General features: G+C 58.9%; 13 protein-coding genes and 1 tRNA gene. 9 read left to right on the forward strand and 5 right to left on the reverse strand.

Annotation, left to right across the window (positions count from 1 at the left end):
• Window positions 1-75 precede the first annotated feature (75 nt).
• Window positions 76-150: transfer RNA gene (locus tag ABXH05_RS03585), tRNA-Val, on the reverse strand.
• Between the two features lie 140 nt (window positions 151-290).
• On the reverse strand, window positions 291-650 hold the full coding sequence (gene cpdR, locus ABXH05_RS03590; protein WP_043949788.1) for a cell cycle two-component system response regulator CpdR: 360 nt from the start codon (window positions 648-650) through the stop codon (window positions 291-293).
• Between the two features lie 282 nt (window positions 651-932).
• Between cpdR and ABXH05_RS03595 the strand changes: the two genes are divergently transcribed.
• From ABXH05_RS03595 to ABXH05_RS03605, 3 genes are all read left to right on the forward strand, one after another.
• The gene (locus ABXH05_RS03595; protein ID WP_353559812.1) at window positions 933-1,886 is read left to right on the forward strand and encodes an N-formylglutamate amidohydrolase; all 954 of its coding nucleotides are present in this window, start codon (window positions 933-935) and stop codon (window positions 1,884-1,886) included.
• Window positions 1,887-2,403: 517 nt separating this feature from the next.
• On the forward strand, window positions 2,404-3,198 hold the full coding sequence (locus ABXH05_RS03600; protein WP_353559813.1) for a lysozyme family protein: 795 nt from the start codon (window positions 2,404-2,406) through the stop codon (window positions 3,196-3,198).
• Between the two features lie 175 nt (window positions 3,199-3,373).
• A complete protein-coding gene (locus tag ABXH05_RS03605) occupies window positions 3,374-4,942 on the forward strand; it encodes an FMN-binding glutamate synthase family protein (RefSeq protein WP_353559814.1) in 1,569 nt (522 codons plus the stop codon).
• A gap of 19 nt (window positions 4,943-4,961) precedes the next feature.
• Here the strand turns inward: ABXH05_RS03605 and ABXH05_RS03610 are convergent, their stop codons facing one another.
• The gene (locus ABXH05_RS03610) at window positions 4,962-5,855 is read right to left on the reverse strand and encodes a diacylglycerol/lipid kinase family protein (protein WP_353560971.1); all 894 of its coding nucleotides are present in this window, start codon (window positions 5,853-5,855) and stop codon (window positions 4,962-4,964) included.
• Between the two features lie 217 nt (window positions 5,856-6,072).
• Between ABXH05_RS03610 and ABXH05_RS03615 the strand changes: the two genes are divergently transcribed.
• From ABXH05_RS03615 to hisN, 5 genes are all read left to right on the forward strand, one after another.
• Window positions 6,073-7,233 carry a UDP-2,3-diacylglucosamine diphosphatase gene (locus ABXH05_RS03615; RefSeq protein WP_353559815.1) on the forward strand — a complete coding sequence of 387 codons (1,161 nt, stop codon included), beginning with the start codon at window positions 6,073-6,075 and terminating at the stop codon, window positions 7,231-7,233.
• Window positions 7,230-8,390, forward strand: a complete 1,161-nt coding sequence (locus ABXH05_RS03620; RefSeq protein ID WP_353559816.1) for a glycosyltransferase family 4 protein — start codon at window positions 7,230-7,232, stop codon at window positions 8,388-8,390. Before ABXH05_RS03615 ends, ABXH05_RS03620 begins: the two co-directional genes overlap by 4 nt.
• Window positions 8,391-8,519: 129 nt before the next feature.
• Window positions 8,520-9,194, forward strand: a complete 675-nt coding sequence (locus ABXH05_RS03625; protein WP_353559817.1) for a YceI family protein — start codon at window positions 8,520-8,522, stop codon at window positions 9,192-9,194.
• 181 nt (window positions 9,195-9,375) lie between these two features.
• A complete protein-coding gene (gene typA, locus ABXH05_RS03630; protein ID WP_353559818.1) occupies window positions 9,376-11,211 on the forward strand; it encodes a translational GTPase TypA in 1,836 nt (611 codons plus the stop codon).
• A gap of 60 nt (window positions 11,212-11,271) precedes the next feature.
• Window positions 11,272-12,090: a histidinol-phosphatase gene (gene hisN / locus ABXH05_RS03635; protein WP_353559819.1), complete on the forward strand. Its 819-nt coding sequence runs from the start codon at window positions 11,272-11,274 to the stop codon at window positions 12,088-12,090.
• Here hisN and ABXH05_RS03640 read toward each other — a convergent pair.
• Window positions 12,087-13,106 carry an alpha/beta fold hydrolase gene (locus ABXH05_RS03640; RefSeq protein WP_353559820.1) on the reverse strand — a complete coding sequence of 340 codons (1,020 nt, stop codon included), beginning with the start codon at window positions 13,104-13,106 and terminating at the stop codon, window positions 12,087-12,089. The two genes, hisN and ABXH05_RS03640, sit on opposite strands and share 4 nt — an antisense overlap.
• Window positions 13,103-13,243, reverse strand: a complete 141-nt coding sequence (locus ABXH05_RS03645) for a hypothetical protein (RefSeq protein ID WP_353559821.1) — start codon at window positions 13,241-13,243, stop codon at window positions 13,103-13,105. Before ABXH05_RS03645 ends, ABXH05_RS03640 begins: the two co-directional genes overlap by 4 nt.
• On the opposite strand from ABXH05_RS03645, the gene ABXH05_RS03650 reads away from it, so the two are divergent.
• Entirely contained in the window at window positions 13,244-15,253 is a 2,010-nt protein-coding gene (locus ABXH05_RS03650) for a DUF4838 domain-containing protein (protein WP_353559822.1), read from the forward strand. It begins immediately after the preceding gene.
• Window positions 15,254-15,258 lie beyond the last annotated feature (5 nt).

The raw sequence follows: 15,258 nt of genomic DNA on the forward strand, positions 1-15,258 counted from the left end.
AAACAAAGGCGCTGACCAGACCTGGTCAGCGCCTTTTGCTTTTGGTTCCCACCGCCTTCTCTGCAGAGAAGAAAATGGTGGGCGCGGCTGGGATTGAACCAGCGACCCCTACGATGTCACCGTAGTGCTCTCCCACTGAGCTACGCGCCCCTCGCCTGCCGCAGCAGGAGGTTGGACTGCCAGTTTCCTAGCAGGGCGAACCATATATCGGGATTGCTGACGCGGTGCAACCACCCGTCACAGCCAAAGCTGAAACTTCCCGATTGAATTTTTGAAAGTGTAAAAGCGCCCTAGGCCGCGAGCAACCGGTCAACTTCCTGCACAAGCTCACGCAGATGGAATGGCTTGGAAAGGACGCGGGCTTCTTTTGGGGCTTCTGACTCGGGATTAAGCGCAACCGCGGCAAAGCCCGTGATGAACATGATCTTGAGCGTTGGATCGAGTTCCGCAGCGCGCCGCGCCAGCTCGATGCCATCCATTTCGGGCATGACAATATCTGTCAGAAGGACATCAAACACATCCCCGATCAGCTTTTCGTGGGCCAGGTCGCCGCTACCATAGGAAATGACGCTATGGCCGGCTTTTTCCAACGCGTTGGCCAGAAAGCGCCGCATGCTCTCATCATCTTCAGCCAACAAAATGCGCGCCATGGTCTGAGCCCCCGAATTCCCGCTCTTTTTGACCGAATCGACGCTTCTCAACGCCCCCGGTATGGGTTCGTTTATAGGAACCGAATGGTAAACGCAGAGTTAGCGCCTGCCACCGACAGCAAATAAAACGCCTCAAAAACTGAGCTTTTGTGACACGCATCCGCCAAAAAAGCGGCGAAGGCATTAAATCCCGACCTGCGCGTGCTACATTAAGGTTCCAGCCGTGCTCCTCTAGGTGCCGGACATTTCGCACCATGAATAAGGCAAGGGCAGGAGCCTTGAATGTCAGCTGACAGCACGGGGAACGAGACCGAAGGCGTAAAGGCGCATGAGGAACCGCGCCAGGATTTCAATCCGCCCTTCACCATCGCCGCACCGGATACCCAGACGGTGCCCTTTGCGCTGAATTCACCGCATTCAGGCCGCATCTACCCCCCCGCTTTCCTCTCCACTTCCCGGCTCGACGCCCTGTCGATCCGACGGTCTGAGGACAGCTTTGTGGACGAGATTTTTTCCGGTGCACCGCGTCTGGGTGCTCCCATGCTCAAGGCCAATTTTCCGCGCGCCTATCTGGACACCAACCGCGAGCCCTATGAGCTCGACCCGGCCATGTTCCACGACGCGCTGCCGCCCCATGCCAATACCCGCTCGGTTCGAGTTGCAGGCGGACTGGGCACAATCGCCCGCGTTGTTGCAGATTCCACTGAAATCTACCGCGCACCGTTGAGTTATGCAGAAGCCGATCACCGCATTCGCACGCTCTACATGCCCTATCATCAGGCGTTGTCAGACCTGCTGGAAACCACATTCCGCCGGTTTGGCTGCGCCGTGCTGCTGGATTGCCACTCGATGCCGTCTTTGGCGGGACCGTTTGAAGACGACATGGGCACGTCACGTGCTGATATCGTGCTGGGAGACCGCTATGGCGTGTCCGCTGCGCCTGCCCTGACCGACACGGCAGAACGCATTCTGACGGATCTGGGATACTCGGTGGTACGCAACACGCCCTATGCCGGTGGCTTCAACACGGAGCATTACGGTCGCCCCGCACAGGGCCTCCATGCCCTGCAGATAGAAATCAACCGGGCGCTCTATATGGACGAGGCCCGGGTGACGCGGGCTGCAGGCCTCAACCGGCTGACGCGGGATATGGGAGAGTTTGTGGCGCGCCTGGCCCTGATGGACCGCGCATTCCTGGCCCCGACATCTCCACCCAGCGCCCTATCCGCCGAATAGAAGTCCGCTGAATAGACAATCCTGACTCGCCCGCATCCGAGCAAAAAAAGAGGCCGTCTGGAAAATCCAGACGGCCCAAGTTCAGGGAGGAAACGCCCAGGAAGGGCAGCGGCAAGGCGGGCTGAGCGCTCGCAATGCCGCGTTGCAACAATCTGGCATTGCGCTGCACAAAATTCAAGGCATTCCGCCTCAAATGCAGGAAAATCAAACGCATAGCAGCCGTGCGGACGTGCATTTCTGTGTGTAAGTCCGCAAGCCCTTGATTGCAGTGCACAATTCGAACAGGTGAATGTGTGTTCACAAAAATACCAGCGTTTGGATGCCATGGGCTGGCCATCCCCTTGGGTAAGAGCCCGTTAACCTTTGTGACAGCAAAATAGACCCAGCAATTTTGCACCATAAGGGCCCAATACCGCCGTTTCCGGTACGGGTCGGGGCGGACAACGGGCACATGGCAAAAAGCCAGCCAGCAAGCACTGTTTCATCTCGGCGCGGTTTTTCCGCGGCGATCGCATTCGTGTGCACCTGCCTCTGTGCAACAGCAAGCCACGCAGAAGATATCGCCAAGGCAAATGATGCTGACTGGCAGGCCTGCCGCACGGCGGCTCAAAAGGTTGAGCGCGCCAATGACATGCCACAGGCCCTGCTTCAGGCCATGTCACTGGTCGAGACCGGACGCCGGGGCCCAGACGGCAAACACACCGCGTGGCCCTGGACAATCAATTCACATGGCAAAGGCTATCGCTTTGCAACCAAGCAGGACGCCATATGGGCGGTGCGGCGGTTGCGAGCTGATGGCGCACGCTCCATCGACATCGGCTGCATGCAGGTGAACCTGCGCTACCATCCGCGCGCGTTCACAAGCCTCGAAGAAGCTTTCGACCCTGCAGCCAACATGGCTTATGCGGCATCGTTCCTGACACGCCTAAAAGACCGCCACGGTAACTGGCGCGCTGCCAGCGCCCGCTATCACAGCTACAATCCAAAGCTGCGCGAAAAATACGCCAGCCGCGTTGACAAGACGCTGGCGCGCGAACGCAAGTTGCTTGCATCTGCCGCACCGCTTCTCGCCACATCGCCTGAAACAGCGGCCTCCTATATGGGGGCAGGTGATACTTCCATAATCACAGCGTCCCTGTCCGCAGACCCGTCCGCGAACTCCATTGCCAGCCTTGGTCTGCGTCCAACGCTGGTACCAGGATTGCGGCGCGGGCTGGATATCGCGCGTGAAGACGACACACAAGACACCGCTGCACTGCCAGCAAGTCGCCCGACAGGTGCACCTTCAGGCCGCCTGATCGCGGCGAGATAGACGTTTGGCGCGCGTCGCGCGTCAGTAACGGCCAGGTCACACACCCATCACAGTTTGTTGGTTGTGATGTGTACCCACATCGCAGGGCGTTGCACTTAGTATCAGTTGCGTAACTTGGTTGATCTCGCCGCCTCTGCACCCATTTGTGCAGCCTGAGTGGCCAGGGGGAATAACGATGCAACAAATCATCAGCGCGCTTCAGGTCTCATCGGTGGCGGACATCGTAAATCTGTTTGCCGCTCTCTTCATCTTCGTAGTCGGCGCGAGCTTCATCGTTGTCGTTGTGCTGTATGTCATTGACCGCACGCAGACAAAGCATGCCATCCGCCGGAACTACCCGGTCATCGGCCGCCTGCGCTACGTCGCTGAGGACCTTGGCAAATACTTCCGCCAGTACTTCTTTGCAGATGACCGCGCAGAGCTGCCCTTCAATCGGGCGCAGCGCGCATGGGTGTATCGGGCCGCCAAAGGCGTCGACACGACAGTGCCCTTCGGGTCAACCCGCGCACTTGCTCATGTGGGCACCAAGATTTTCGTCAACTGCCCGTTCCCGCAACTGGGCGACGACGAAACCCCTCCCAAGGAAATAACCGTCGGCCCCTATTGCCGCTCGCCCTATTCAACGGACAAGTTCTTCCACATTTCCGGCATGAGCTACGGTGCGATTTCCAAGCCAGCCGTTCAGGCCCTGTCGCGCGGTGCCAAGCGCGCCGGCATCTGGATGAATACCGGTGAAGGCGCTCTGTCCCCTTTCCATATTGAGGGTGGCGCAGACATCGTTTTTCAGATTGGCACGGCGAAATATGGTGTGCGCAATGACGATGGCAGCCTGGACGACAAGAAGCTGCGCAAAGTTGCCGAACGCGACCAGGTAAAGATGTTCGAAATCAAGCTCAGTCAGGGCGCCAAGCCCGGCAAGGGCGGTATTCTGCCCGGCGAAAAAGTCAGCAAGGAAATCGCCAAGATCCGAAGCATCAAGGCAGGACAGGATTCCATCAGCCCCAACCGCCACCCGGAAATCAATTCTGTGGGCGAGTTGCTGGATTTCGTCGCCCATGTCCGCGAAGTGACCGGCAAGCCGACAGGCATCAAGATGGTGCTTGGCGCTTATGGCTGGCTTGCGGGCTTCTGCGAAGAGATCAACCGGCGCGGCATTGAAAGCGCCCCGGACTTCATCACCCTGGACAGTGCCGATGGCGGCACGGGTGCAGCTCCCCAACCACTAATTGATTATGTCGGCCTGCAAATTCAGGAAAGTCTGCCCACGCTGGTGGATGCCCTGCTGGTGCACGGGCTGCGTGACCGCATCAAGGTCATTTCATCGGGCAAGCTGACCACGCCATCTGGCGTGGCCTGGGCGCTGTGCGCAGGCGCGGACTTCGTCACGTCTGCCCGCGGCTTCATGTTTGCGTTGGGCTGCATTCAGGCCCTTCAGTGCAACACCAATGAGTGCCCCTCCGGAGTCGCAACGCACAAGAAACACCTGCAACGCGGCCTTGTGGCAACCGACAAGGCTGAACGCGTCTATCGCTACGCCACCACCATGCATAAGGAAGTCGGCACTGTGGCGCACTCGTGCGGGGTTGATGATCCCCGCATGCTCAAGCGCCATCATTGTCGCATCATGGGTGCCAACAGCCGCACCATCGGCCTGCATGAAATGTATCCTCCCGGCGGCAGCTTTGCGCCGGCGGCGGAGAAGCCGGACACCCTTACGGATGGCTCGGGAATGGCAGCCCAGTAAGGCTGCACGGGCAATACCGCTAAGGCATGACGAGACGGATCTGGGGCGCTTTAGACACGTCCCAGCATTCAACTTCGATCGGCAGGGTGAACAGGTCATCGCCATCAACCTGAACCGGGTCCAGGCCCTGACCATCCGCAGGACGAATGGTGATGGCATTACTCGTCAGCACATTCACACCCGGCATTTTTTCCAGGCGGCCGAGCGCCAGACCAAGCAGAGCAAGCACAAGCGATGCGCGGTTGCGAGCTGAAACACACAGAGTTTTCAAACCCACGGCATCAAACCGGGCTGATGGCGCAAGACTATACGCCCCCGCATAATGCTCAGCGTTCGCGACAACGGCCCATCCACAGTCAAACGACTGGATGCCATCGCTCACCTCAAGGCGTGGTCCTGATTTCCCGAACACCTGCTTGATTCCAGCCCAGACAAAAGCCAGCTTTCCGAATCTGCGTTTCATGGCCGGGTCGATGGCATGGACCAGTCTCCCGTCAAATCCGGCACCGACCCACAACAGGAAGAACCGCTTGTTGACGCGCCCTGCACCAATCTGCCGCGGCTGGCCGTTTAGAAGCAAAGCTCCCAATGCATCGCTCGTGCGCGGAAGACCGATTTCGATGGCCAGTACATTCGCAGTCCCGGTGGGGATAACCCCAAGCGGCACTTCGCTGCCGGCAAGCCCGTTAGCAACTTCGTTGATCGTGCCGTCGCCACCTGCAGCAACCACAATCTCGGCAGACCCATCAAGGGCCGCCTCACGCGCAAACAGTTCCGCATCACCGGGTCCTGTTGTCTCACGCAATGTAACCGTCGCGCCTTCGCGGTTCATTGCCTCTACAACATCAATCAATTTGCGCCTTCTGCGCCACCCCGCCGTTGGGTTGTAGATGACCGTTACCGCCCGCCGCATGGCAGGAGGCGGGGCATTGTGGTTACCGGCGGTGCCTGCATTATCCGCGTACAAATGGTTCACCTCAGCGTCACAAAACGTTCATTCCCTGTCGGGATAGTCCCGCCAGATCACAGGCGGACACGCTTGATTCGATTGGTATTTTCAGCGCCGGACACAGTCGTGACGGCAAACACCAAAAAGATCAAGTACTCCGTATACGAATTATAAAACGCTTATGCGTTTTGATGTTTGGCCCTTGGTACTTGCGGTTCCCATGACACTTACCGGCATGCTGACACGCACATCCGACAACCCGATTGTTGCCACGGCAAAATCAGCCGGCAAGGCACTCCGGGCAAAACCCTTCCGGGACAGGCTTGCCCTGTTTGGACTACGCGCCCGCGGGCGAAAAAGGGTGAAGCGCAAGCATCTGATCGTGCGCGAGCCTGTACACCACCGCACCCTTTTTATTTCCGATACACATCTGGGCACACCGGGCTGCAAGGCAGAACTGCTGGCGGATTTCCTGCGTCACAATGAGGCCGACACACTCTACCTTGTGGGCGATATCATCGACGGCTGGCGCATCAAGCGGTCGTGGTACTGGAACGACGCCCACAATCAGGTCATTCAGGAAATACTGCGCAAAGCCCGGAAGGGCACACGGGTCATCTACGTACCCGGCAATCACGATGAAGCCCTGCGTGACTATATCGGCGTCACGCTGGCAGGTGTGGAAGTCATCAATGAGGACATCCACCGCGCTGCCGACGGAAAATCCTATCTGGTGCTGCATGGTGACCAGTTTGACGGGGTGGTGCGATACGCCAAATGGCTCGCCCATGTGGGTGACTGGGCCTACAACTTTGCCCTGGCCGCATCAGGGATGCTTCACAACATCCGCCGGACATTCGGGCTGTCTTACTGGTCGCTCTCTGCCTACCTGAAGCACAAGGTCAAAAACGCCGTCGAGTACATCTCGAACTACGAAGAAGCCGTGGCCCGCGAAGCGCGCGACCGCGGCGTGGACGGCGTAGTCTGCGGCCACATCCACCACGCTGAGGTGCGGGACATGGATGGCGTCACCTACATGAATGACGGTGACTGGGTCGAAAGCTGCACGGCGCTTGCCGAAGACATGACCGGTAATTTCACCATTCTGCACTGGACACGATTTGCGGCAGATGTGGACGCCGAGAAGGCTGAACACGAAAAGGCTCTGGGCTTCCTTCCTGCACCAGACCAGCCAGACGCAACACCCGCACACGAAGCATCACCTTCTTCCGAAGCCGAAGACGACCTCGACGAAGAGGTCGTCATAGATGGCAGCATTCCTGTCGCTGCACGCGACGAGGCTCCGCAAAAAACCATAAACCTAGCAAGCAGCGCAGCGTGACACACACCCAAACGTCGACCTCCGCCCTATCCGCCAGTCAAGCAACATCAACAACCCCCGTTGCTCATCCCGGTGGATTGCAGTTCAGCGAACCTGGCCAGCCCCTGCGCGTCCTGATTGTCACGGACGCATGGGAGCCGCAGGTCAATGGCGTCGTTCGCACATTGCAGCAGCTCGGCACTCAACTGGGCAAGATGGGGCACCAGGTACGCTATGTGACGCCCCTTGATTTCAAGACCATTCCAGCGCCGACCTATCCGGAAATCAGACTTGCGCTCTGGCCATTGCGCTGGATGGCGAAAGTCGTACGAGAGTTTGCGCCTTGCGCGATCCACATCGCGACAGAGGGACCGCTCGGTCTGGCGGCGCGCAATTACTGTGTACGCAACGGGCTGCCATTCTCAACGTCGTTCCACACGCGCTTCCCCGAATACATAAACGCCCGCTTCGGCACGCCTGTCGCCTGGGGCTATCGCTTTTTGCGCTGGTTCCATGGTCCGGCCACCACAATGATGGTCGCCACAAAGTCACTGCAGGAAGAGATGGCCGAGCGAAAATTTCCATCGACAGCCATCTGGTCACGCGGGGTGGACATTGATGTGTACAAACCCCGCCCTGATCTCAAGGAGAGTGCCTTTCTCAATCTCCCGCGTCCTTTGTGGCTGTATGTGGGCCGCGTGGCAGTTGAGAAAAACATAGAAGCTTTCCTGAAACTGGACCTGCCGGGAACAAAGCTTGTTGTGGGAGGTGGCCCGCAGCTGGACAGCCTCAGGCAAAAATACACCGACGTGCATTTTGTTGGCCCGAAGTTCGGTGAAGAGCTGGCCGAGCATTACGCTGCCAGTGACTGCTTCGTGTTTCCCAGCAAGACCGACACATTTGGCCTTGTCACCCTTGAGGCGCTCGCATCAGGTACGCCGGTCGCCGCTTACCCGGTTCAGGGACCAAAGGATGTGATTGGCGATGCACCTGTGGGGTGCCTGCGCGAAGACCTGCGCAGCGCCGCACTTACTGCTGTCAAAATCTCACCCGATCGCGCCCGCGCTTTCGCACTTGGTTACTCCTGGGAAGCCTGCACAAACCAGTTCATCAGCAATCTGGCAATCCAGCGACAGCCAGGGGTTGAGGGCAGCCGACCACGTCTTCTCAGGCGCTAAGCCGTATTCTCCCAAAGCTGCTCACATTTGCGTTAGTGAACCACCGCCCTCTCCCGGTTTCACTGGTAACCGACCGCAAGCATGTTAGGCTTTGCGGGAAAGTTGTGTTGCATACAGGGAGTTCAACGCATGTCTCATCATCATCGTTCCAAGGCCCGCGCCAAAGCTGCGGAGCAGGACACACAATCCACCCGCCTGTTTCTGCTGGTAACCGGCGCCCTCGCCGCCATTGCTCTTGTCTGGGCAGCCTTCTCGACGGTTGCACTGGCAGAAGATGCACCAGCGGCTGAAAGCGGCACATTCGCCATCGACGAAAGCCACGTGCACGCTGCCTTCAAAGTCAGCCATCTGGGCTTTTCTGAAACCATTGGCGGTTTCGACAAGATTTCCGGCAGCTTCACGCTTGATGCAGAAAACCTGTCTGCCAGCTCTGTGAGCGTCACAATTGATACCGCCAGCGTGGATTCAGGCTGGGACGCCCGCGACGAACATCTGCGCGGCGACGACTTCTTCAAGGTGGAAGAGTTTCCGGACATGACGTTCGCGTCCACAAGTGTCGAGCCAACCGGTGACACGACTGCAAAAGTCACCGGTGACCTGACAATGCTGGGTCAGACCCACCCGGTGACCCTGGATGTCACCTTCAATCAGGCCGGGAAACACCCGTTCTCAGGCAAATATGTGGCGGGTTTCTCAGCTACGGGCACACTGGATCGCACCCAGTGGGGCATGGAGTACGGCGTGCCGGCCATCGGCAAGGATATTGACCTGATGATTCAGGCCGAAGGCGTTCGCGCCGAGTAGAGACGCATGGCAGTGTTGCGCCGCAACATTTCCTCGACATAGCGGCCTGCCGGGACTATACCGGCGCCAGCAAACGTCCTCACAAGAAGGGCGCGGAAATGGGAGTTCCCCGATTCCGCGCCCTTCTTGCATGCGTCTTTTGGAAAAAGGCGCGCACCGACCACCAGATGGATCAAAAGACATGGCCGCTCAAGAACGCCGCAATATCGCGATTATCGCCCACGTTGACCACGGCAAGACCACCATGGTGGACAAGCTGTTTCAGGCATCAGGCATCTTCCGCGAAGGTCAGGAAGTCGAAGACCGCGCCATGGATTCCGGCGATCTGGAACGTGAGCGCGGGATCACCATTTCAGCGAAAGTTGCGAGCTTCGAGTGGAAGGGCGTCCGCATCAATCTGGTGGATACCCCGGGCCACGCCGACTTTGGCGGTGAAGTTGAACGCATCCTCTCCATGGTGGACGGCGTGTTGCTGCTGGTGGACGCCGCTGAAGGCGCCATGCCGCAGACAAAGTTCGTGACCATGAAAGCGCTGGCCCTGGGCCTGCGCCCTGTCGTCGTGATCAACAAGATGGACCGCAAGGATGCCCGTGCCGATTTCGTGCATGAGGCCGTGTTTGACCTGTTCGCATCCCTTGAAGCCAGCGACGAGCAGCTGGACTTCCCTGTGCTCTATGCATCAGCCCGCGAAGGCTGGGCGTCCGCAACCGAAGCAACAAGCGGCGACAACATGGACGCCCTGCTGGATGCCATCATTGAGCACGTGCCTGCCCCTGTGGACCTGGGCAATGAGGACGCTCCCTTTGAGCTTCTGGCAACCGGCATCGAGTCAGATCCTTTCCTTGGCCGCCTGCTGTCAGGCCGCATCAAGGCTGGCACCATCAAGCCCAACATGAACATCAAGGTCCTGACCCGCGACGGCGAAGAACGTGAGCGCGGCCGCGTCACCAAGGTGCTGGCCTTCCGCGGCCCCCTGCGTGAGCCTGTGGACAGTGCTGAGCCCGGCGACATCGTCGCCATTGCAGGCCTCAAGAACGCCACCGTGTCTGACACCTTGTGCGATGTGTCCATCAAGGAACCCCTTGATTCCAAGCCGGTTGATCCGCCCACCCTCGCCATCACCATGATGGTGAATGACAGCCCGCTGGCGGGCCGCGAAGGCTCCAAGGTTCAAAGCCGCGTCATTCGTGAGCGTCTGCTGCGCGAAGCTGAAGGTAATGTGGCCATCAAGATTTCAGAAGTCCCCGGCGGCGACGCCTATGAAGTTGCCGGCCGCGGCGAACTCCAGCTCGGCATTCTGATCGAGACCATGCGCCGCGAAGGCTTTGAAGTATCAATCTCCCGGCCGCGCGTGCTGATGCGCGAAGACGAGAACGGCAAGAAGATTGAACCTGCCGAAGAAGTCCAGATTGATGTGGACGAGGAATATACCGGCGTGGTCATCGACAAGCTGACCCAGCGCAAAGCCGAACTGATGGGCATGGTTCCCTCAGGCGCCGGTAAAACGCGCCTGACATTCATTTGCCCCGCTCGGTCGCTCATCGGCTACCAGGGTGAGTTCATGACGGACACACGCGGCACCGGCATCATGTCCCGCCTCTTCCATGGCTGGGTGCCATACGCTGGTGAAATCGGCGGACGTCATCATGGCGTGCTTATCGCCAACAGCGACGGCGAAGCTGTGGCCTATGCCCTTTGGAACCTCGAAGACCGTGGGTCCCTGTTCATCACACCGGGCACCAAAGTCTATCGCGGCATGATTATCGGTGCCAATTCGCGGCCGGATGATCTGGAAGTGAACCCTCTCAAGGGCAAGCAGCTGACCAACATCCGTACCAATTCGCGCGATGAAGCTGTGAAGCTCACAACGGTTCAGCCGATGGCGCTGGAACAGGCGATTTCCTACATCGGTGACGACGAACTGGTGGAAATCACGCCGGAGAACATCCGCCTGCGCAAGCGCTATCTGGACCCCAATGAGCGCAAGCGTAATCGCAGCGCCGCCGCTGCTCAGTAAGAGCACGCCTACGGGCGGTTTCAGCTTGTCGTTCCGGTCATTGGGCGTTACCCAAGGCCCATGAGCGATGATCTGAAACACATTGAGTCTTTCATCCACTCCCTCGCAGACGCGTCAGGTGCGGCCATCATGCCGTATTTCCGCACACGGCTGGACGTGGACAACAAACTGTCTGATGGCAAGTTTGACCCGGTGACAGAAGGCGATCGCGCCGGAGAGCGTGCAATCCGTGCATTGATCGACAGCGAGCATCCCGACCACGGCATTCTGGGCGAGGAGTACGGCCTCAAGGAGGGTCCGTCACCGATCTCCTGGATCATCGACCCCATCGACGGCACCCGCGTTTTCATGTCCGGCCTGCCCACATGGGGCACGCTGATCGGTGCCATGCAGAACACGGTGCCGGTGGTTGGTGTGATGGATCAGCCTTATACCGGCGAACGGTTCTTCGGCGGGCCGTCTGGCGCCAGGCTGATAACGCGCGACGGCGAACAGGCAATGAAATGCCGCTCTTGTGAAAGCCTGAGCAATGCCGTGCTGGGCGCAACAGACCCGCGTATGTTTGCCCAGTCACCAGACAAGGAAGTCTTCAGGACCCTCTCAGACAGTGTGAAGCTGCTGCGCTATGGCGGCGATTGCTACAACTACGCCATGGTCGCTCTTGGACAGATGGACCTCGTGGTCGAGGCCCACAATCAGGCCTACGACATTCTGCCTCTTGTGCCGATTGTCGAAGCCGCTGGTGGCATCGTCACCGACTGGGCCGGACGGCCATTGCGCTCAGGTGCTGATTTTGACCGCAGCAAAGGCAAGATGATTGCGGCAGGCGACAAGCGCATTCACGAAGCCGCGGTGAAAATCCTGTCTTCGGCAGCCTAGGCCAACACGCTTTCCGCAAAGCTATCAAACGCCGTCCAGAACGGGGCCTGCAGTTCGTCACGCTCCATCAGAATTTCATGTTTGCAGCCGTCGCATTTGACATAGGTAGAGCCGCGCACGCGGCGCGCATAGGCGGCCACCTGCTTTTCACTTACCAACACATCCTTCTCAGCCCCCGCAAACAGCACCGGCGTCTTGATGCTGGCGACAAAGCTGTCTGATTGCAGCAAGTCAATGCTCTCGGCGGCAGACCCAGCCCACCCAAGAGTGATCGACGCAAGCGCAAGTTCAGAGTTTGCTTTGACAATCGCGACCTGACGGGCGAAGCGCTCCGGGTCCGATGTCACGATGTTGTCGTCGAACGTATCAAGGCCCACCGCCTTGTCGTCCCCGCCGCCCGGCAAATACTTGTCTCCAAGCCCAAGCGCAATACCGGTGAATCCCATTAGCCGCATGCTGAGCATGGCACCAGTCGAAAGGCGCAAATCCACCATTGGTGCGCTCAGAGCGACGCCCTTCATCTTTGGCAGTCCCGCCGCAAGCGGTGCATCCGTATCTGCCAGATGCAGCCAGCGCATGAGATTGTTGCCACCCATGGAGTGCGCCATGCCGACAAGAGGCTGAGGCAGGTTCCGCTCGCTGACAAGCTTCATGAACTTTGCCATGTCACGATCAAATTCATTGAAGTGATCAATATGGCCTTTGAGACGGTTTTCGGTTCCACGCACCGAAAGCCCCTGTCCACGCCAGTCCATGGTGGCAACAGCAAACCCGCGCTCCCGTAGCTGGGTCACAACCTCAAAATACTTCTCGATGAATTCCGTGCGCCCGCCAAACAGCAGGACCGTTCCGCGTGCCTGTGAGCCGGTTGCCGGCCAGACCGCTCCACGCAGCGGTTTGCCGTCATATCCATCAAACCAGAAAGCGTCCGCACCTTCAGGACAGGGATTTTCAGGAATGTCGGTCAGGTCTGCCCCGGACGTTGGAGAAGGAGCAGTCACAGAAGGAGAGGTCACAGATAGTAATCCTTGCGGTTTTGAGCATCACAGTTGCTCAGCATTTTGTTGCCGGACTTTAGCAGGTAGGCTGCCTGAGTCTCAAAACCAAGGTCATTTGCCGCACGATCCGGCGCAAGACCTAAAGATCGCGCCATATGTCCACACCCGTTACTCTCGATTTTTCCAATGGCTGGCACATCGACGCAGCCCCCGGCTCCGGTCCGACCCAGGCAGCGGCCCAGGAACTTGCCGAGCACCTGGCCCTGATCGCTCCCCAGTCAGAGGGGCAAAGCGGCATCCGGATGTCTTTGGCATATCGTGATCAGGCAACCGACGGTTTCATCTGGAATGTTGCGGAAGGCCACGTTCAGCTCACCGGGAACAGCGAACGCGGCCTGCTCTATGCCATCTTCAGTTTTCTGACCCAGCTTGGCTTCGGCTGGCCCGGGCACAAGCTTGAAGACATGTGCATTCCATCCGGCCTGCGGTTTTCACTCCCTGAAGCCTGCGCCGAAACACCAAGCTTTGAAGGTCGATGCCTGATCGTCGGCCACCACGTGTTTCTGGCGGAGCACGAAGCCTGGATCAAATGGGCAGCGCGTAACTGCCTCAACACAGTCTTTGTGCATACCGCCGAAGAAGGTCTGGCCCTCGGCGCTGCTCCGGTTCACCAATGGCATGAGGTCAGCAATGCCGTCCGCGCCCAATGCGATCACTACGGCATGACGCTTGAGGTAGGAGGCCATGGCCTGTCGCGCCTTCTGCCCCGCGCCCTGTTTGACGATATGCCGGACGCTTTTCGCATGAAGGACGGCAAGCGCAGTCCCGACCACAATCTTGACCCCCTCAATGCGCAGGGAATGGCGGTCGTGCGCGACAATGCCCGGGCATGGTTTCAGCAAAACCCCGGCGCTGATGTCTACCACCTGTGGCCCGACGACATTCCCGGCGGCGGCTGGTCGCAAAGTCCTGAATGCGAGGGGCTAAGCGCATCCGACCAGGCCTTGATCGCCACCAACGCTCTTGCGGAAGAACTGGACCAGATCCACCCGGACGCGGAAGTCGCTCACATCGCCTATCACGATACGGAGCCCGCGCCGGGATCAGCCCGACCACGCAGCAATGTGTCGTTGCTGTGGGCCCCGCGCATGCGCAGCTACGCGCAGGGGGCCTTTGAGAGGTCATCCACCGTCAATGCGCGATACCCGCAGGAACTCGCTGCCAATGTGCAGCTGTTTCAAGACGCGCACGCCAAGCCGCTGCGCGTGTTCGAATACTATCTTGATGCGATCCTCTTTAAGTCCGTATTGCCACCGTTGGTCTCGCAGATGGCAGTCGATGCTATTGGCTACAAGGAAGCGGCCACACACACATTGCAGGCCCTGATGGTCGGCGGACGGCCATGGTGTGCACCACAGCTCAACGCCTATGCATTTGCCCAACTGGCCTGGGACAACACACTGTCGCCGCGCACCATCATTCAGCGCTTCGCGACCATGCTTGTCGGCGAAGCGGCGACAGGACATCTGGCAGATCACTACAATGCCCTGAGTGATGCGTTCTCACTTGCTCTTACCTTCGAGCCCCACGAGGCAAAGCCCGCCGCGGCTGCCGGAGCTGCAGACTTTCTGGACACACCCCCAACAGACATGGGCGACCCCTGGCACGCAACGCCGGACGACATTGCCCTTCGTCTGAGCTGGAAGTCAGACATCGAGCTGCAATTGAAACACGCTGCGGACGCGCTGGCCCGTGCAGGTCAATCCGCCAACCCCACGAAACACATTGTCGGCCTGCAGGCGGAATTTGCCCTTGCCCGCCTGTGGTTTGATTTCCACTTTGCCCGCCTGGGCCTCTATGACGCGTGGCACATGCGCGACACAGATGGGGGCAAAAAAGCGCAACAGGCTCTGGCTCGCGCCTACGCCATTTGCGATGCGGTCGATGACTGGGCCCAAACCCATATTGACGACGACCGATACCAGCAGAACACACAATTGCTGCACTGGTTGTTCTGGAGACTGCGGCTGGACTGGATACGCGAACAACTGGCCCCTGAAGGAGCGGAGCGCGACACTGTGCGGGCACAGCGCGTCTCTGACATGACCGCACGCTTTGCCATGGGGCGCACCCTTTGGACCAAACACACCGATACCAACACATAGTGAGA

The organism is Pyruvatibacter sp. HU-CL02332 (genome assembly GCF_040362765.1).
Classification (GTDB): Bacteria; Pseudomonadota; Alphaproteobacteria; order CGMCC-115125; family CGMCC-115125; genus Pyruvatibacter.

Bases quoted from the DNA above. Each gene is read 5' to 3' on its own strand.
- cpdR (WP_043949788.1), bottom strand. From the start codon at position 650: ATGGCGCGCATTTTGTTGGCTGAAGATGATGAGAGCATGCGGCGCTTT.
- ABXH05_RS03595 (WP_353559812.1), top strand. From the start codon at position 933: ATGTCAGCTGACAGCACGGGGAACGAGACCGAAGGCGTAAAGGCGCAT.
- ABXH05_RS03605 (WP_353559814.1), top strand. From the start codon at position 3,374: ATGCAACAAATCATCAGCGCGCTTCAGGTCTCATCGGTGGCGGACATC.
- ABXH05_RS03610 (WP_353560971.1), bottom strand. From the start codon at position 5,855: ATGCGGCGGGCGGTAACGGTCATCTACAACCCAACGGCGGGGTGGCGC.
- ABXH05_RS03615 (WP_353559815.1), top strand. From the start codon at position 6,073: ATGCGTTTTGATGTTTGGCCCTTGGTACTTGCGGTTCCCATGACACTT.
- ABXH05_RS03625 (WP_353559817.1), top strand. From the start codon at position 8,520: ATGTCTCATCATCATCGTTCCAAGGCCCGCGCCAAAGCTGCGGAGCAG.
- typA (WP_353559818.1), top strand. From the start codon at position 9,376: ATGGCCGCTCAAGAACGCCGCAATATCGCGATTATCGCCCACGTTGAC.
- hisN (WP_353559819.1), top strand. From the start codon at position 11,272: ATGAGCGATGATCTGAAACACATTGAGTCTTTCATCCACTCCCTCGCA.
- ABXH05_RS03645 (WP_353559821.1), bottom strand. From the start codon at position 13,243: ATGGCGCGATCTTTAGGTCTTGCGCCGGATCGTGCGGCAAATGACCTT.
- ABXH05_RS03650 (WP_353559822.1), top strand. From the start codon at position 13,244: ATGTCCACACCCGTTACTCTCGATTTTTCCAATGGCTGGCACATCGAC.